The sequence below is a fragment of the Defluviitalea raffinosedens genome (assembly GCF_016908775.1).
Lineage (GTDB): Bacteria > Bacillota > Clostridia > Lachnospirales > Defluviitaleaceae > Defluviitalea > Defluviitalea raffinosedens.
Map to the genome: position 1 here is coordinate 13,450 of NZ_JAFBEP010000024.1, position 18,807 is coordinate 32,256.

Below are 18,807 nucleotides of genomic sequence, written 5' to 3' on the forward strand. Positions count from 1 at the left end.
CATGCTTCTATTCTAAACTTACCTGTTTTTAAAAAAGTTATTTTTATCCACATTTATTTATTATAACTTATTGCTAAAAAAATTAAAATATAAAATAAAAGCTCTGTTTTAGAACCGTTTCTAAAAACTTTATTCACTTTCAAAATCTTGTACATCTGAGCTTCCTTCTATATATGCATCCGCAACTATTTTTAATTCTGTTATATCGATAGGATTTTCTATCTCTAAATCAGGATATTTTCGTGATACCATTTCCTGAATTCTAAAAACATCTAACCTTTTTTCTTTATATTTTTTAAAAAACTCAGTACACCTTTTTTTTAACTCTTCTTCTGCAGCTTTTTCTATTTTTTTAATTATTTCGGGTTCATCCAGATCAATCGCATCCTCTGATTCTGCGAAACTAATTTTGAGTTTAAAATCCTTTTTTAGAGTTATTTCATCATGATCATAATCATAAAAAACAGAACTTTTCAATTTGCTATTCAGTACTTCCAAAGTAATCTGCTTTCCCTGAATAGTCGGATGAGGAAGAATAATAACTCTTGTTGTTCCTTCTCCCATCATCTCATTGTATATTTTTTCTTCTTCTGGCTCCATCTTGTCTATTAATTTGCCTTTCATTAATATGCCTGCTCCTTCAATCGAAATGTCATCTTCAAGAGCCTCTTCTTTTATTTTAACAATGCCCATTACTCCAACAGAATTGCCAATGTATCTATTATTTAAATACTCGTAAACCTGATAAATGTCTGCAAATTTTGAAATAAGGTCATTACGCACCAATTCGTATAGATATAAGCCGAGATATTCTTCTTGTTTTATATTAAGCTGAATAAGCTCTTTAGGATCTCCTTCGAATAGCAAAATATACTGCCTTATTAAAAGTTCCTGATCTCTGTTAAGAAAATCAATAAAGTGATCTATCCCATACTCAGCAGCCCTTTTAGTAAAAATAATAATTTTATTTTGCTGATAGTTAATCTTATCGCTGGCAGTTTTATTTTGATTTCTCACCGCTTCAAACAAGGTTTTACCTGTGGCTGAAAATATTAAACGGGTTCCTGTTTCTGTGTTATTTTTTTTGCTCCTATATGTATGAAAAAGTTCTGAGTATAGCACCACATTGCCATCTTCGTTAACATCAATGATGACAGCTGTGGAAAATATCGCTTTATCAATATCTTTATAATTAAAACAACCGCTTAATAATATCATACATATCAAAAAGCAAAGAATTACTCTCACTTTCATTATGCATCATCCTCATCAATAAATGAATGGGATATATCTTTAAGATTGGAACGCAGAATTTTGTCTTTTAATTTAAAAATATTAACAGTGCCTATCGGATATAGATATGGATATCCACAACTGGTCAGACTTGCAAGGTGAGATAAAAAAATCAGGAATCCAACAAAAAATCCAGGGAGTCCTAGTAAAGTTGAAAAAAGTATTAAGATATCCGTCCATATAGCTATAGCTCCAAAAATGTTCGGAACCAAAAATGCGGAAAGAGAAGTAAGTGCTACCAGCAAAACTGCAACGGTAGAAGCCAATCCTGATTGTACTGCAGTGTCTCCTAAAATTAATGCACCTACAATGCTGATAGCTTGTCCTATGGACTGCGGAAGCCTTACCCCTGCTTCTCTTAAAAGCTGAAAGAAAAACATCATTAATAATATTTCTATAAAAATCGGAAAAGGAATAGCTGCTCTCGCAATTGTCAATCTAAAAAGGAACGATGGTGGAATTAAACTAAAATGATGGGTTGTCAAAGCAATATATATTGGTGGCAGCAAAATCGCAATGATAAAGCCGACCCATCTGATCATTCTTACATAATTAGCAAAATATATGTTCACATTATAATCACTGGGAGTCTGAAAATTTTCAATAAAAAAATGTGGAACCGTAATTCCAAATGGGTCACCGTCCACAAATATTCCCACTCTTCCTTCCGATAATCTGGCAGCAAACACATCAGGTTTTTCTGTATACCCTACAGTATCGAAAACACTGGGTTTATCTTGTAATTGCTCCGCTATATAATTGGATTGCTGCACGAAGTTAACATCAATATTTTTTAACGTTTTTCTCACATGATTAACCAGTTTTTTGGGGGCTGACCCTTCCAAATATAGAATCATCACTTTTGTAGCCGTTTCTTTCCCCAATAAAATCAATTCACATTTTAAATCTTTATTGGTAAGGCGTTTTCTTATAAGAGAAATATTTGTACTGAGATCTTCCGTTAAGCCTTCTCTGGGTCCTTTAATAACGGATTCCGTAGGTGGAATTTCTACTGCTCTTGATGTTGCTTTTTTAGTATCACAATAAAGCATATCCTTAAAGTCATCGAAAACCAATACTGTATTCCCAGATATAATTTGGCTTACTGCTTCTTCAACCCTTGTAATTCTTTCCAAAACACCAAGAGTAATAACATCTTTTTCGATTTGCTCTAGATTTAAGACTTGATCTTTTTGCTCAAGAAGTGGTTCGATAATGAATTTATTGATCATGTCATAGTCAGAAATTGTTTCGATAAATAAAACATGAATGATTCCTGATTTGGTTTGAATATCTCTTATTTTAAAATCTGCATTTTTTTGAAGGATCGATTGAATAGAATTCAAATTATTTACCATATACCTCACCCATGTTATTATTTGATGTTTTAGGAATATTATTCATAAATATGGTAAATAATAGTTAATAGCATGTAGATTTAGGAGGTGAAAATATAGATCAATTCAATACTAAACATTTGGCATTTGTACTCATGGGTACAACCATTGTGTCTCTAAAAAGCTATCCTACTCTCCTCACACGAAGCGGTGGAAGAGATACCTGGATTGCCTTTATTTTTTCTTCTGTCCTGATTTTTTTATATGCATGGTTTATGTTTGCATCCTTTAAGAAAACAAACTGTTATAATTTGCATAAAATATACTGCGGTGCAGTAGGGAAATTTTTAGGAAATTTCTTTATGATCTTATTTGGTCTTACATTATTTTTAACCCTGCTGGAAAGTGCCTCCGTAGAAGCTCATTCTATGCATACGAATATGTTGCTGGAAACTCCTACCTGGTATATTGCATTATTTTTTGTTTTGCCCGCAATATATACACTTAAAAAAGGCAGAGCTGCTATTATGATTACTACTATTATTTCAATAGTACTGATTATATTTTCAGGAATAACTCTGGCCTTGCTGACATTCAAGTGTAAAAAGTTATACTACTTGCTGCCTATACTGAGAGATGGAATTACTCCAGGGCTTATTAAATCATTTTTTCAATCCATTGGTTTATACGGATGCCTCACCATCAGCTTTCCTTATATAGAAGACTTAGACCAAAAAAAGAATCTGGTAAAACATGAATTGCTTTCAATGCTTTTTATTATTCAGATCGAAATCGTTGCGATCATAGGAATTATTACTACTTTTGATATACGTTATCTTAATACCATGGCATATCCTAAGTTGCTTCAGACTCAATTGGTTGATTTTGCACATTTTTTAGAAAGCGGCGAGTTCTTTGTTATGCTTCAAATTATTGGAGGATGGTACATCAAGTACATATTAACCTTTTATGCGCTTACGAAAGTTCTTCACTACATAAAACTTCATGATCCATATGTTCTCTATACCATCAGTTTACTGGTATTGATAGGAGCTATTTCTCTATCCCAAAATATTATCTATCTGTTTAAATATCTTCATTACTTTGCATATATCTGCTTATTTAATTTTGTGGTCGTCCCTTTTATGATGGTTTTAATTTATAGAATACGCAAAAAAACTGCCTAGTCTTTATCACTAGGCAGTTTTTTGCGTTTTAAGCTCCCGGCCGGATTCGAACCGGCGACCTATTCATTACGAGTGAATTGCTCTACCCCTGAGCCACGGAAGCATCAACGAAAGTATTATAAATAAAATTAAATCATTTGTCAATACGCAGGAAAAGTTCTTTCCCACGTATTGATTTCATTTGATATGTGATTTAATTCACATCTTTCATTAAATTTTTGTTAATCTCAAGCAATTCCATGATTTCGTCTTCTGTCATTTTAGAAAGCATGCTTTCTCCCGGATGAATAACACTATCGATCATTTCTCTTTTCTTTTGCTGAAGATGATATATTTTTTCTTCGATGGTTCCTTTTGTGATCAATTTTATTACCTGAACAGCATTCTTTTGTCCGATTCTATAAGCTCTGTCTGCTGCCTGGTCTTCTACTGCAGGATTCCACCATGGATCAAAATGAATAACCGTATCCGCTCCCGTTAAATTTAAACCTGTACCTCCTGCTTTTAATGAAATCAGAAAGATGCTGTTTTCGCCTTTGTTAAACCTTTTTACCATCTCTCCTCGCTCTTCTGCAGGAGTGGAACCGTCTAAATAAAAATACCTTATATCTTTTCTTTTTAACATCTCTCCTATGATTTGAAGCATACTGGTGAACTGAGAGAAAATCAGAGTACGATGTCCTCCTTCTAAAAGTTCTTCAACGATTTCTTCAAGGAGCATCATTTTTCCAGTGTCTTCTTTATAATCCTCCAGGAAGGATGCCGGATGACAGCAAATCTGTCTAAGCCTTGTGAGAATAGATAATATCTTAATGTGACTTCTTTCATATCCTTTTTCTGCAATTTCTTTCGCCAGCTCTCCTCTTGCTTTCTCTACATAGGCAAAGTAAATCTTCTTTTGAGCTTCGGTTAGTTCTGCAATCATTTTGCTTTCAATTTTTTCTGGTAATTCTTTAAGCACATCTTTCTTCATTCTTCTTAAAATAAAAGGTTTGATTTGCTTTTGCAGCTGTTTTAAGGCATTTTTATCCTGATTTTTTATAATTGGTTTTTCATATTTTTCAACAAACTGCCGATGAGAAAACAGATACCCTGGAAGAATAAAATCAAAGATCGACCATAGTTCCGTTAAACTGTTTTCTATAGGAGTTCCGGTTAATGCATAATACCCTGAGGCCTTAATCTTTTTCACGCTCATAGCATTAAGAGAAGATGGATTTTTGATATGCTGGGCTTCATCCAGAATACAATACTTAAACTTTATTTCCTTATACAGATCAATATCCCTTCTAATTAAAGCATAGGAAGTAATAACCACATCCACATCTTTTATATCTTCAAGAAACTGGGTTCTTTCATGTTTATTGCCTGATACGATCACTACTTTAAGCTCCGGTACGAACTTTTCAGCTTCATCTTTCCAGTTGTAGACCAAAGAAGTAGGTGCCACAATCAATGATGGCGTTCCATCTCTTTCGGATAGAAGAAACGTAAGAGTTTGAAGGGTTTTACCAAGCCCCATATCGTCTGCCAATATACCCCCAAAGCCATAGGCTGAAAGAGCTTTTAACCACTTATAGCCTGTCTTTTGATAATCTCTTAATACAGTTTCCATCTCTTTTGGAATGGATAAATCCAAATCCTCTGGTTCCCTCACATTTTGAACCAATCTTTTAAAGGCTTGATTTCTTTTAATCTGATTAAAATGAGACTCTTTGATTTCTTCGTCTAAATATAGTGCCCTATATTTAGGAAGCTCAATGATTTCAGTCGCTAAATCGTCTTGATCTAAATTAAAATAATCTACCAGACGAGATATAGCCTCTAAGGTATTTGATTCCAGAGGAAGCAAATCTCCGTTTTTTAACCTGTAATATTTTTTTCTTTCTTTTAGAGAAGTAAGTATTCTCCATAATTCATCCCTGTCTATATCTTGGTGGTCAAAAGAAATCTCCAGCATATCCGATGTTTCATTTAACCTTATTCCTATGGAAAATAAAGAGGGGTCTTTAACTTTAATATTTTTAAACGATTCCGAATAGTATACCTGAGACAATTTTTGAAGCTCTGGAACAATCTCATAAATAAATTTAAAAAATTTCTCTTCTCCGTCTAAGTATAAATAATTCTTAGACACTTTAAACTCCATCTCTTCAAAATAAGTTAAAATCCTGTTTTCCTTTTCTATATCACGAACCACAATCTTATTTTCCACGCGCTTTGTCTGCTCGTCAGAGAATGGGTTAATTTTAGCATCTCCATAGCAAAATATGATTTCAGCTTTTATACCTTCTTCTCCTTGATCCAGATAAATTTCAGCCTCTAACTCTACCTGGTACAAACTGTTTTCTACTTCCTTGTCTATCTCAATAGCGCCCACTAAATTTACAGCCGGAAGGATTTCCGACACAAATCTTTCTTTCTGCTCCTCCTGCACATAAATCGTGTCTGTGTTTTTTAATTCATTATAGAGTAATTTCATGTATCTTTTTTGCTCGGAATTCAATTTATAAACCTTTTCTTGGTAGAAAAAGTAGTTGCCTTCTTCATCTAAAAGAATCAACTCGTTTATTTTTCCACACTGAAGGGCTAAATATTTTTCTTCATGCCTCAACTCGAACTCAATAGGTGCTTTGCCTTCTTCTATACCATGGATTTCATATTCTTTCTCATTGATTTTAAGTAAAAATATCTCATTGTTTAGCAGTTCCAATATCCTTTGGGTACTGCTCGACGGAAAATATACTCTTTTCCCTTTAAAAATGCTTGCGCCAATATATTGTGAAGAAAAATCTTTAGAAAGATTTTCTATTTCATAGAGCTCCTTTAAAATATCTAAAATGCCTCTATGGATTTTTGAAAATTTATGTTTATAGGGGACAAAGGTAAACTTTTTGCCATATTCAATAGGCGTTCCTGATTTCATACTTTGAATTAAATTCTTAATGCTTTTTACACTGTATAGATACCTTTTTCCTATTTTTAATTCCAGAAAAGAACACAGTTCTTTTTTATATGGATTCTCTATTCCTAAAGTCACTTCTAAACGAACTTCTTCTTTTTCAATCGTTGCAGGATTATTAAAAAAATTAAAGAAATCATCCTGTATAGGTTTCTTGAATCGTTTGTTATACTGAGGTAGAATTTCCTGAACCTTTTTTAATACTGCAATGATATGTTTACAGCTTCCATTATATCCCTCAAATGCAGGGCAATCACAATAGTGTCCAGTAAGAACACCTTCATCATTGAGAGCAATATGAACATCATAATCTCTTCTTCCCGATACTTTTGCATGGGCCATCAATTTTTCAGGATCGAAATGAAACTTGAATATATTGCCACCAACATAATATTGCTTGCCTTTTACATAAGTCTCATAGCTTGTCGCTGCATTTAATATTGTCTGTTCAGTAATAATCAATGTGCACACCTCTATATTGAATAATAATCCTATTATATCATAAAATACTTTACTTATTAGTTCATTAAATTGATACAAAAATGCTCTAATCAGAAAACATATCTGATTAGAGCATTAATAGGTCTAATAAAAGATCTAAATTATTAAGCTAAGCATACTGCAGGTACTCTTACCTCTTGAAGCTCCATGACAAAGTGAGTTAAAAGTACTGCCGTATGAATGATTGCATTTTCTAAATCAATCTGGATTATATCTTTCCAGCTTAGATTTTCAGCAAGCTGAAGATATTTTTTATTTTCTTTTCTCATATATTCATCTACAGAAGATATGCCTTTATTCATCTTGGCTAAATATTCAGGAACAATTTGCTCTATATCCTTGGAAAACTTGATATGATACTTTTCGTCATCCAAGTAATGCTCATATTGAACATGCTTTTTCATGTCTATTACATATGCATTATGGGAATAGCAAAATGCATCAGATATGTAATGACTAAGAATTCCCAATATCAATGAAATGCGTTCAATCTTTTTTTCTTTTAAAACAATTCGTTCATATTCCCGTTGAAAGTGAGGCAGAACAATTTTTGGAGAATGAATCTGCATTCTTCGAAGAGGTTGAAGATCCGGCATTGTGGCACCGATTGCCAGAAGCTTGCGATTAAAAGAAACCCCTACTAAAGCTTCAAGAATATCTCCAGCATACTCTGCCACATAAATATGGCTGGATAATCTCAAAAATACACCTTCTCTTTATTTAACTTCATTTTGATGTTTATTATACTATGTTTTATAGGTTTAGTCTATTAAAATATGAAATCACCCATAATTTTTTTTTATTAAACCAACATAATAAAATCCCTATGCAACGATAGGGATTTTATCCATCTTATTTTTTCTGACCTATTTCTTTTTTTGCTGAAGGCCGCCTTTTTTTCTGCTTTTTTGAGAACCTTGTTGTGGAATGGACTCAGAAGCAAATTCTTCTGTAGCATAAGAAGCTGGCTGACTGGCTTTATCGATTTTTTTACTTTTAGCCATGGGAGTACTCCTTTCTTCATTAAAATTAATCACCCTCAGCAATAATTATGAAACAAATAAGGATATTTTATACACAGAACTAAAAACTTTCAGTACTTTTAAGACTTATACTTCAAAAATTTTCGATATTTCCTCCCGGCTGGCTACAGTCAATTCAAGTCTTCCATCCACTTCTATTCCGGCTCCCATTAACTCATTTTTTACACTCATATAAGCTAAATCAGGATAATTATTTTCTTTGCTTAAATGCCCTAAAATCACTGTTTTAAGCTTGTCGTGAAAAATTTCAACCAAGGTTTTACCGGCTATTTCGTTGCACAAATGCCCCTTATCCCCCAATATCCTCCGCTTTAAATAATAAGGATAAGAGCCGCTTTTTAACATATCAATGTCATGATTGGATTCCAATAAAATAAGGTTAGACTCTCTTATATTATTTTTTACATAGTCATTCATATGCCCTAAATCCGTTGCAATACTAATTTTTTTATCTCCATGAACAAAGGTATATCCTACAGGATCAGCCGCATCATGGGGAATACTATAGGGATGAATAATCAAATCGTCTATAATAAAATCTTTATCTTTTTCAATCACTTGACGATGGTCTGGCTTTATTTTCCCGATCATGCTTTCCATTTCATCCATGGCATCCCAGGTACTTGCTGTAGCAAAAATAGGTATATCAAATCGTCTCGATAAAATCCCTGCTCCTTTTATGTGATCACTGTGCTCGTGGGTAATTAAAATACCATCCAGATCTTTAGGATTTACATTCATCTGCTCTAAACCATTTTGAATTCTTTTTCCACTGATTCCTGCATCAATTAATAAATTGACTTTAGGTGTTCCTATATAAAGGCAGTTTCCGCTACTGCCGCTGGTAATCGAACAAAAATTAAATGCCATTGTCATTTCCTTCCTTATTGAAGTCCCAATTTGAGTTATATCAACAGTTATTGTATAATAAAACTAATCCTATGTCCACCCATCCATTACTTGGTATCATGTTTATTGGGTTATAGATTTTTCTCTTAAGGAGTGAGCTTATGATTAGAAAAGCTATTATAAAAGATGCAGAAATTATTACAGAGTTTAATTACTGTTTAGCAAAAGAAACCGAAGACCTGGAACTTAATAGAGAAACTTTATTTAAAGGCGTTCAAAAAGTTCTTTCGGATGAATCCAAAGGTATTTATTTTGTCTATGAAAAAGACGAAAAAATCGTAGGGCAACTGATGATTACGAAAGAATGGAGTGACTGGAGAAACGGAGACTTTTGGTGGATTCAAAGTGTCTATGTACATAAGGACTATAGAAGGCAAGGAATTTATACAGCATTGTTTAATCATGTTAAATCCATTGTGGATTCCGATGATACTATCTGTGGTCTGCGGTTATATGTTGAAAAAGAAAATGAAGCAGCCAAAAACACATATAAAGCTCTGGGCATGAAAGAAACCTATTATCTTCTTTATGAATTATCATCCCCTGATAAAAGTCATGAATCTTAAAACACAAAAAAGTAGGGAGCTATTTCCCTACTTATTCTAAGGAGATTTTTCCATCACTGCTGCATATGATTTTTTTCTCAGACTTGTTCATAACGGTTTCCAGTACGACTTTTCCACCCCAGAGCCTGGAAACATATTTTAAGGTCTCAAAGGTATTGGTAGCATCCAATTCTCTTCCATCAAACACATGCTTTAGCAAAAGTGTGTTATCCCTTTTTTTGGTATCTTTTACAATAATTTTAGGAATGCTTCCCATGCCAACGGTATCAGCAAAGCGATTTCTTATATTTCTCCATCCTTCTTCATCTGCTACTTCCGTTACCACATAATATCTGTCCTGTTCTTCGAATTCTAAAAGATTCATTTCTCTGCAAAGGTCAAAATTAAGATATCTTCTGATAAAAGAGGAATCTCTTTCAAGGGTCCTTACTTCAAATATTTTTTGTGGGTCTTCATATCGATTTACTATGTTTTCCCATATTTTGAACCCCATATAATAAGGATTGATTCTTCCGGGCAAAGGCCGAATCACCGAATTGTGAATTTTTAAAAATTCAATGTGATTTCCATGGTCCAAATCTAATTCCTTAAGTATATTGTAATGCCACCAGCTCGCCCATCCCTCATTCATGATTTTGGTTTCCATCTGGGGAATAAAATATCTTGTTTCTTCCATGACAATATTTAAGATATCTTTTTCCCAATCTTCGCCGTCTCCATGTTCTATCAAAAATTCCAACAGGTTCTCGTATTCTTTCTTTTTCTCTTTTTCTTCCTCTGTTTTCTTTTCTGAAAGTCCGCACTGATATCGAATGGAATGGGCCGCATCCAAAACCCGTTCTACTTTTTCATAACCTATACTGGGATCCTGTATATAGGAACGGATTCTATTGGCATGATTTTTAAACATTTCTACTGCCAGTTTAGCATTGGTATTTTCTTTGAATAATCTATTGTTTTTAAAGAAATCATTATGTCCATACACATGCGCCATGGTTAAAATCTGCAGGATCAGAGTATTGTCTTTCATTAAATAGGCAATGCAGGGATTGGAATTGATCACCATCTCATAAGGAAGTCCCGTAAGATTATACTGGTATAAGGTCTTTAATTTTTCGTAGGCTTTCCCAAAGCTCCAGTGAGGGTAGTGGGACGGCATACCTACATAGGATTCGTAACAAAGCATATCTTCAAAACTAATGATTTCAAATTCCTGGGGATAAAAATCCAGTCCTTTTTCTTCTGCCATTTTTTCTATTTTTTCATTCCAATACTGTAATTCTTCTAATGAATAGTTCATGACAACCACCCTTTCGGGCCATTCTTCTTTTCTATATTTAAAAGCTCTTTAAAGGCCGACCATACTTCTTCCTTGTTGGATATTTTAACCATTGCAAAATTAGGTTCTTTGATTTCTTCCATATATTTATGCATGATTGTGCTGGTATAAGTACTGGTTTTAATTTCTCCATATCCAAACATATTGCAGACTTTGCAAAGCTCTATGGCTTTTTCTATAGCTTTTTGGTTATCTTCTCCCCAGTTATCTCCATCACTGCAGTGAAAAGCATAGATATTCCACACCTCGGAATTATATCTTTCTCTTATAATCTCCAATGCCTTTTGGTACCCGCTGCTGATATAAGTTCCTCCGGATTCGCCTTTGTGGAAAAACTCGTCTTCGGTTACCTCTTTTGCCACCGTGGTATGGGCAATAAAGACCACTTCCACATGAAGATACTTAATCCGCACAAATTGGTACAGAAGAAAATAGAAACTTCTTGCCAGATACTTTTTTGTCTGCCCCATGGAACCTGAGGTATCCATAATGCAAATGATCACTGCATTGGAATCTCTTTTTAATTTTGGCTGAATGCGAAAGTATCTGATATCATCCTTATGAAAAGGAAATCTTTCATCTTCCTCTATATCTTGATTACGTTGCATCTGTTTTTTTCTTTTGATTTTTTCTATGACTGTATGCTTTTTAGAAATTCGGGGAGGAATTCCTTTGGTTTGAATTCCCCAACGTTTTCCAGTGCTGTCGGATTGAATTTCTGTAAACTGTTTTCTATAAAGATAAGGAAGGTCAAGATCTTCAAATAAATATTGAATCGCATCTTCGATGGTTATTTCCGTTTCGTAAATGTCTTCTCCTTCTTCATTCCCTGCTTGATTTCCCTCGCCGTTTCCATTGCTGTATTTTCCTTTGGGATAGCGGTCTCCTTTTTTTTCACTTCCATCCCCTGAACCGATAGCTTTTTGATTTGAGCCATACTTAAAATAATATTCTTTAAGCCCTCTGATGGGGATTTTGATTTTCTTATTTTTAGCTTGACCAATAATGCTTTCTTCCGAAATAATATCCCCTATATTTTCCTTTATACTTTTTTCCACCAGTTCTCTATGACGTCGTCTGTCTTCTGCGCTCCGATCTCTGCCATATTTTTGAAACTCCCGAAAGATTGCCATGCTATCACCTAATCTTTCCAAAGATTGTTAGCCGCATATTTTAGTACTACATTGCAGCAGTGGTCGCAATAACCATTCCTTTTCATTTCCTCTACCATGGCATCATATTTTTTGCTTTGTTCTTGGTCTCGAACTTTTGATTTGGTAATAATTCTGGACAATTCTCTGACCGATGCCGTTAATTTCTTTTCTATCGCTTCTTTTAAGGGTTCATAACAGGTGTAATCAATCTTACCGCCATTCCTTAAAACTGAAAACATATAAGCGGTTACATCCTGTCTAAAGCCCTTTGCTGCACTTGGAGTAATTCCCAGCTGCTGCTCAATAGAAGATAAAAATTCTTCATCGGGTTCTAATTCTTCTCCTGTATTTGGATCTTTTAGCTTGGTTTTATTTACAAAGGCTTCTGCATGGTCCAAATAATTGTTAAATAGATCCTGAGCCTGTTCCCTATAGCCATGGATAAAGGCTTTCGTCACTTCCTTTTCCAGTATCTGATGATATTCTTTTTTAATGCTGTCTTGAAGGAATCCCAGATATCTCTTCTTCAAATCTTCCGGTGCAGCCATTTCTTTAACTTCTTTAATCAAACTCTCCATAACACTTAAAGGATTAATGCAATTATGTTCCGAGTCTGACAGAGCACTGTCCAATGCTTTCATAATAAATCTGGTAGAAATTCCTGTCATCCCTTCTCTTCCTGCCTCTTCTTTCAGCTCCATGACATCAATTCTTTTTGTAGTGCCTTTTTCAATGATTTCTTCTCCGTTGTAAATCTTTAATTTGGTCATAGGATCTACCTTGTTAGAAAGTGCAAGACGGCTAAGTATCGCAAACATTGAAGCAACTTCTATCGTGTGGGGAGCGATGTGTGCTTTAAAGTTGGACTTTCTAAGAATCTTTTCATATATTTTTATTTCTTCATTTAGTTCCAGACAGTAAGGCACTTCAATTTTAACAATTCTGTCCAATATGGCCTCATTGGTATGGTCCGCTTTAAATTTATTCCACTCTGCTTCATTGGAATGGGCTAATATGACTCCGTCAAAATAAATCATAGAACCTTTTCCAGGAGATGGAATAGATTTTTCCTGGGTGGCTGTGATCATGGTATGCAAATACTCCACATCATTTTTAAATACCTCTATAAATTCCACAATTCCTCTGTTGCCTACATTAAAAGCCCCATTTAATGCAAAAACCCTGGGATCGTCCTCCGGGTATAAATCCATTTTGGAAATATCTACAGAACCAATAAGCACTGAAGTATCCTGGTTATTCGGGTCTACTGGCGGAACAACGCCAATACCTTTTCTGGAACGTATAGAAAAATCAACGGAGACTACAGGAAATTTTTCATATTCACCTTTAAATTCATTCTTAAGTCTATATCTGCATACAGGACATAAATCCCCTTCAATCTTTACATTAAGTTCCTTTTCAAACGCAGGTCGAAGATGTTTTGGTATAAGATGAAGTGGTTCTTCTCTCATTGGACAGCCTTCTAATGCATAAATTGGAGGACTGGATTCAAGTAATTTCTTAAGCGCTTCAATTAAAGAAGATTTACCTGAACCCACAGGACCTACAAGATATAAGACCTGCCTTGATTCCTCTCCCCTCATGGCTGCAGAATGAAAGTATCGTACTAATTTCATCAGTACTTCATCAATCCCAAAAAAGTCATTCTCAAAAAACTTATATTTTTTAATGGTATCTTTGCCGTAAATTCTTCTTAGTCTCGGATCTTCTTCTGTTTTTATCACTTCTACTCCCGGTTCTACAATAAGTCTATATAACCTTTCATGAGAAAGCGCACTGATTTCAGGAGATTCTTTAACAATATGTAAATAATCCAATAGGGTTCCTTTAAAATCCAGTGTTTTTCTTTCTCCCCGGTCTTTTTGTATGAGAGTATAAAAATCGGTTGTGCCCATCTTACCCCTCCTTTTCAATATCTATCTTTACTTGGGACGATATTGACAAACCGCTTATTATAAATATATTGACACGTGGCAGAAGTATATGAGTAAAAAATCAAAAATCTTGACAAACGAATTTCGTTTCACTATTATTAGTCTTGAATAGAAAAAATTTATATCAAAGCACTAAAGGTCTTAAGCCTTTTACGGTTTAAGGCTTTTTAGTATATAAAAAGAGAGTGAATGCATATGATCAATAAACTCCACATGGGATTGGATGTTGGTTCAACTACTGTTAAAGTAGTTGTAATAGACAATGAAAATGTTATCTTATTTTCTCGTTATCAAAGACATTTTTCTGACATCAGGCAAACCATCATAGATCTCTTAAATGAAACCTATAAGGTTTTTAAGGATGAACAGATCACCATAAGTGTCACCGGTTCCGGAGGCTTATCTGTTTCGGAATGGCTAAACATCCCATTCGTTCAGGAAGTCATAGCTGGAGCAAAATCTGTGGAAACCTTTATCCCTGAGACAGATGTGGCCATCGAATTAGGAGGAGAAGATGCAAAAATCACCTATTTCGAAGGTTCTATCGAACAAAGGATGAATGGTACTTGTGCCGGGGGAACCGGAGCATTCATTGACCAAATGGCTACTCTGCTTCAAACAGATGCCGCTGGACTTAATGAACTGGCTAAGCATCACAAGACAATTTACCCAATCGCTGCAAGATGCGGTGTATTTGCCAAAACTGATGTTCAGCCTCTTCTAAATGAAGGCGCTGCCAAAGAAGATATCGCCATCTCAGTTTTCCAGGCCGTAGTTACCCAAACCATCAGCGGGCTTGCCTGCGGAAAACCTATAAGAGGAAATGTGGCTTTCTTAGGAGGTCCATTATCCTTTTTGTCAGAGCTTCGAACATGTTTTATCAAAACATTGAATTTAAAGCCAGATGAAATCATCGTTCCCAAAAATGGAGAATACTTTGTAGCTCTTGGGGCTGCATTATTATCAAAAGATCAAAAGCCTATTTCATTTAAAAAATTATATGAAACTCTGCCAACTTTAAAAGAAGCTCAAAATTATGAAATTCAACGGTTACGTCCATTGTTTTTAGATGAAAACGAGCTCAATAGTTTTTACAAAAGGCATGAATCCCATAAAGTTCAACGTGAAGAACTATCTTCCTATGAGGGAAAATGCTTTTTAGGAATTGATGCAGGCTCTACCACTACCAAAGCTGCATTAATAGCTGAAAATGGCGCCCTTCTGTATTCTTATTACGGAAGCAACGAGGGAAATCCCCTGACTTCTGCTATACGTATTTTAAAAGATATCTATGAAAAACTTCCGCAAAAAACATATATTGCTTATTCTGCTGTAACCGGATATGGTGAAGCCCTCTTAAAGGCTGCCCTCAAAATAGATGTTGGAGAGATAGAAACAGTAGCCCATTATAAGGCTGCCAACTTTTTTCTTCCCGGTGTAAACTTTATACTGGATATTGGCGGCCAGGACATGAAATGTCTTCATGTAAAAGATGGCGTCATAGATAAAATATTGCTCAATGAGGCATGCTCCTCTGGCTGTGGTTCTTTCATAGAAACCTTTGCAAATTCTTTAAATATGAGCGTTTCAGATTTTGCCAGGGAAGCCCTTCTTGCTGAAAATCCGGTAGACCTTGGTTCTCGCTGTACGGTATTTATGAACTCCAGGGTAAAGCAGGCACAAAAAGAAGGTGCAACCATCGGTGATTTATCCGCCGGACTTTCTTACTCAGTGATAAAAAATGCGCTTTTTAAAGTTATAAAACTTAGAAATCCTAAAGATATTGGCGACAAAGTGATCGTTCAGGGGGGTACTTTTTATAACGATGCTATCTTAAGAAGCTTCGAACTGGTTTCCGGAAAAGAAGCTGTCCGTCCGGACATTGCTGGAATTATGGGCGCTTTTGGTGCCGCCTTGATTGCAAAAGAACGCTATGCTGGAGAAGAAAGCACCCTTTTATCTCCTCAATTGTTAAGCAATTTCAAAACTGAAACCAGTCAAAAGCGATGTCCTCTTTGCCCCAATCAGTGTTACCTGACTGTGAATATCTTCTCTGATGGAAGGCATTTTATTTCAGGAAATCGTTGCGAAAGAGGTGCAGGAGTCGAAACTTCTAAAGAAACCCTGCCAAACTTATTTGATTACAAATATAAAAGAATATTTGGATACAAACCTCTTCCCCCAGACAAAGCAATAAGGGGAAGGATCGGTATACCCAGAGTTCTTAATATGTATGAAAACTATCCATTTTGGTTTACCTTTTTTACTCAGCTGGGATTCCGCGTAGAGGTTTCCGCCAGATCTTCTAAAAAGATTTATGAAGCAGGAATGGAAACCATCCCTTCCGAATCGGTTTGTTATCCTGCAAAGCTGGTTCATGGTCATATCATGAACCTGATCGATAAAGGAGTTACGAGGATCTTCTACCCATGTATCCCTCATGAAAAAAAGGAACAAGAGAAAGCGGATAATAATTTCAACTGTCCTATTGTGACTTCTTATCCGGAAGTTGTTAAAAACAATATGGAAGTTTTAAAAGAAAAGAACATCATCTTTATGAATCCTTTCCTTCCAATGGACAATAAGAAACGTCTGATCGAGAGACTCACGGAAGAACTTCAGGATTTTAAGATTTCCAAACAGGAAGTTGCAGCTGCAGTGGAATTAGCCTGGGAAGAAAAGCAAAAAGTAAAAGAAGACATAAGACGTAAAGGGGAAGAAGTTTTAAAATACTTAAAAGAGAACAATAAGAAAGGAATCGTTTTAAGCGGCAGACCTTATCATATTGACCCGGAAATTCATCACGGAATACCTAATCTCATCACCAGCTTAGGAATGGCTGTACTTACAGAGGATTCTGTTGCCCACTTAGGAAATGTTGAACGTCCACTAAGGGTTGTAGACCAATGGGTATATCATTCCAGATTATATGCTTCTGCTTACTTTGTAGGAACACAAGACAATCTCGAGCTGGTACAATTAAACTCTTTCGGATGCGGGCTGGATGCCGTTACAACAGACCAGGTGCAGGAGATTTTAAGTAACAATGGTAAAATCTATACCGTTCTTAAAATCGATGAAGGCAATCAACTGGGAGCCGCACGAATTCGCATGCGTTCACTGAAAGCTGCAATGGAAGAAAGAATGAAAAATGCCGAAAAGAATGAAGACTCTAAGCCAGACGAGAAAACAGAGTATAAAAGAATTCCATTTACTAAAGATATGACAAGTACATATACGATCTTAGTTCCGCAAATGGCTCCTTATCAATTCGAATTTGTACAGGAGGCTTTTAGGGCATCAGGATATAATCTGGAATTACTGCCTTCAGTAGATTATAATGCTGTAGAAATTGGTCTAAAATATGTGAACAATGACGCCTGCTACCCCTCTATCATTGTCATCGGTCAGCTGATTTCAGCTCTGCAATCGGGCAAATATGATCTTGGCAAAACGGCAGTAATGATTACTCAAACCGGTGGAGGATGCCGGGCAACCAACTACATCGCATTCCTCAGAAAAGCTCTGAAAGATGCCGACATGGGCCATGTTCCTGTTATTTCTCTCAATGCATTGGGGCTGGAGAAAAACCCCGGATTCAAAATTACACCAAAACTCATCAATAAAAGTATGATGGCCCTGGTATACGGCGATCTTCTGATGAGAGTTCTTCTTCGGGTAAGACCTTATGAAACCATCCAGGGCTCTTCTGATTTGCTGTATAGGAAATGGGCAGAAAAATGCAAGGAATCGATCCGAAGAGGAAATCATAAGGAGTTTGCTCAAATCGTCCATGAAATTGTAGAAGATTTTGACCACATAGAAATTAATAATATAAAGAAACCTAAAGTCGGATTAGTTGGAGAGATCTTAGTAAAGTTCCATCCAACTGCCAATAACAATGCGATCGGCATTATTGAAAAAGAAGGTGCAGAAGCAGTTGTACCTGACTTAACAGACTTTTTACTGTACTGTGCATATAATCCAAGCTTTAGACACGAAAAATTATCTGGAAGCCGTAAAGCAAAATGGATTGGATTGGCCGTAATTAAATTTATCGAATATTATCGCTCTGAAATGAAAAAGGCACTCCAGAACAGTGAGCGTTTTGAGCCTCCCAAATCCATATTCGATTTGGCAAAAGGAGCTTCCAGCCTTTTGTCTCTGGGCAATCAAACCGGTGAAGGATGGTTTTTAACTGCTGAAATGATTGAACTAATAGAGTCAGGAGTGGAAAACATTCTATGTATGCAGCCTTTTGCATGTCTTCCTAACCATGTGACTGGAAAAGCTATGATTAAGCCATTAAAACAAAAATATCCTAATGCCAATATCGTTGCTGTAGATTATGACCCGGGAGCCAGCGAAGTAAACCAGCTTAATCGAATAAAACTTATGCTTTCAACCGCTTTCAAAAATCTTAACCCAATAAGCGAAGATTCAGCTTCCCTACTTATTGGAAATGAAAAAGAGATGTTCTCTTCGTAGAGAGCATCTCTTTTTTGTGTATATATTTTTAATATTAACAAACACTAAGAACATACTATGGTATGGAGGTTTT

The 18,807-nt window shown here is 35.4% G+C and carries 12 protein-coding genes and 1 tRNA gene; 3 read left to right on the forward strand and 10 right to left on the reverse strand.

Annotated elements, in window-relative coordinates; genetic code table 11:
• Window positions 1-129 precede the first annotated feature (129 nt).
• On the reverse strand, window positions 130-1,254 hold the full coding sequence (locus tag JOD07_RS13405; RefSeq protein ID WP_204614306.1) for a Ger(x)C family spore germination protein: 1,125 nt from the start codon (window positions 1,252-1,254) through the stop codon (window positions 130-132).
• Window positions 1,254-2,651: a spore germination protein gene (locus JOD07_RS13410; RefSeq protein WP_204614307.1), complete on the reverse strand. Its 1,398-nt coding sequence runs from the start codon at window positions 2,649-2,651 to the stop codon at window positions 1,254-1,256. Before JOD07_RS13410 ends, JOD07_RS13405 begins: the two co-directional genes overlap by 1 nt.
• 95 nt (window positions 2,652-2,746) lie before the next feature.
• Between JOD07_RS13410 and JOD07_RS13415 the strand changes: the two genes are divergently transcribed.
• Window positions 2,747-3,817 carry a GerAB/ArcD/ProY family transporter gene (locus JOD07_RS13415; protein WP_204614323.1) on the forward strand — a complete coding sequence of 357 codons (1,071 nt, stop codon included), beginning with the start codon at window positions 2,747-2,749 and terminating at the stop codon, window positions 3,815-3,817.
• A 31-nt stretch (window positions 3,818-3,848) separates the two neighbouring features.
• Here JOD07_RS13415 and JOD07_RS13420 read toward each other — a convergent pair.
• The 5 genes from JOD07_RS13420 to JOD07_RS13440 all read right to left on the reverse strand — a co-directional run bounded on the left by JOD07_RS13420 (window position 3,849) and on the right by JOD07_RS13440 (window position 9,193).
• A tRNA-Thr gene (locus JOD07_RS13420) sits at window positions 3,849-3,920 on the reverse strand.
• A gap of 90 nt (window positions 3,921-4,010) precedes the next feature.
• The gene (locus JOD07_RS13425; RefSeq protein WP_207756974.1) at window positions 4,011-7,241 is read right to left on the reverse strand and encodes a DEAD/DEAH box helicase; all 3,231 of its coding nucleotides are present in this window, start codon (window positions 7,239-7,241) and stop codon (window positions 4,011-4,013) included.
• 143 nt (window positions 7,242-7,384) lie between these two features.
• Entirely contained in the window at window positions 7,385-7,981 is a 597-nt protein-coding gene (locus tag JOD07_RS13430) for a zinc dependent phospholipase C family protein (RefSeq protein ID WP_158740090.1), read from the reverse strand.
• 165 nt (window positions 7,982-8,146) lie between these two features.
• Complete coding sequence (locus JOD07_RS13435) at window positions 8,147-8,284, reverse strand: hypothetical protein (RefSeq protein ID WP_158740089.1); 138 nt, start codon at window positions 8,282-8,284, stop codon at window positions 8,147-8,149.
• A 105-nt stretch (window positions 8,285-8,389) separates the two neighbouring features.
• A complete protein-coding gene (locus JOD07_RS13440; RefSeq protein WP_158740088.1) occupies window positions 8,390-9,193 on the reverse strand; it encodes an MBL fold metallo-hydrolase in 804 nt (267 codons plus the stop codon).
• Between the two features lie 140 nt (window positions 9,194-9,333).
• Here JOD07_RS13440 and JOD07_RS13445 point away from each other — a divergent pair, with 140 nt between their 5' ends.
• Window positions 9,334-9,798 carry a GNAT family N-acetyltransferase gene (locus JOD07_RS13445; protein WP_158740087.1) on the forward strand — a complete coding sequence of 155 codons (465 nt, stop codon included), beginning with the start codon at window positions 9,334-9,336 and terminating at the stop codon, window positions 9,796-9,798.
• 31 nt (window positions 9,799-9,829) lie between these two features.
• Here JOD07_RS13445 and JOD07_RS13450 read toward each other — a convergent pair whose 3' ends face one another.
• Genes JOD07_RS13450 through JOD07_RS13460 form a run of 3 tightly spaced genes read right to left on the reverse strand, consistent with a single transcriptional unit; the run spans window position 9,830 to window position 14,207 of the window.
• A complete protein-coding gene (locus JOD07_RS13450; protein ID WP_158740086.1) occupies window positions 9,830-11,098 on the reverse strand; it encodes a SpoVR family protein in 1,269 nt (422 codons plus the stop codon).
• Window positions 11,095-12,291: a sporulation protein YhbH gene (gene yhbH, locus JOD07_RS13455; protein WP_330636331.1), complete on the reverse strand. Its 1,197-nt coding sequence runs from the start codon at window positions 12,289-12,291 to the stop codon at window positions 11,095-11,097. The genes JOD07_RS13450 and yhbH overlap by 4 nt, the downstream gene beginning before the upstream one ends.
• Window positions 12,279-14,207, reverse strand: a complete 1,929-nt coding sequence (locus JOD07_RS13460) for a PrkA family serine protein kinase (protein WP_204614309.1) — start codon at window positions 14,205-14,207, stop codon at window positions 12,279-12,281. The genes yhbH and JOD07_RS13460 overlap by 13 nt, the downstream gene beginning before the upstream one ends.
• Before the next feature lie 234 nt (window positions 14,208-14,441).
• On the opposite strand from JOD07_RS13460, the gene JOD07_RS13465 reads away from it, so the two are divergent.
• Window positions 14,442-18,734 (forward strand): acyl-CoA dehydratase activase-related protein, encoded by a 4,293-nt coding sequence (locus JOD07_RS13465; protein WP_204614310.1) that lies wholly within the window; start codon window positions 14,442-14,444, stop codon window positions 18,732-18,734.
• Window positions 18,735-18,807 lie beyond the last annotated feature (73 nt).

Excerpts from the sequence above, each read along its gene's own strand:
- JOD07_RS13440 (WP_158740088.1), bottom strand. The coding sequence starts at position 9,193 with ATGGCATTTAATTTTTGTTCGATTACCAGCGGCAGTAGCGGAAACTGC.
- JOD07_RS13450 (WP_158740086.1), bottom strand. The coding sequence starts at position 11,098 with ATGAACTATTCATTAGAAGAATTACAGTATTGGAATGAAAAAATAGAA.
- JOD07_RS13460 (WP_204614309.1), bottom strand. The coding sequence starts at position 14,207 with ATGGGCACAACCGATTTTTATACTCTCATACAAAAAGACCGGGGAGAA.
- JOD07_RS13435 (WP_158740089.1), bottom strand. The coding sequence starts at position 8,284 with ATGGCTAAAAGTAAAAAAATCGATAAAGCCAGTCAGCCAGCTTCTTAT.
- JOD07_RS13410 (WP_204614307.1), bottom strand. The coding sequence starts at position 2,651 with ATGGTAAATAATTTGAATTCTATTCAATCGATCCTTCAAAAAAATGCA.
- JOD07_RS13465 (WP_204614310.1), top strand. The coding sequence starts at position 14,442 with ATGATCAATAAACTCCACATGGGATTGGATGTTGGTTCAACTACTGTT.
- JOD07_RS13445 (WP_158740087.1), top strand. The coding sequence starts at position 9,334 with ATGATTAGAAAAGCTATTATAAAAGATGCAGAAATTATTACAGAGTTT.
- JOD07_RS13405 (WP_204614306.1), bottom strand. The coding sequence starts at position 1,254 with ATGAAAGTGAGAGTAATTCTTTGCTTTTTGATATGTATGATATTATTA.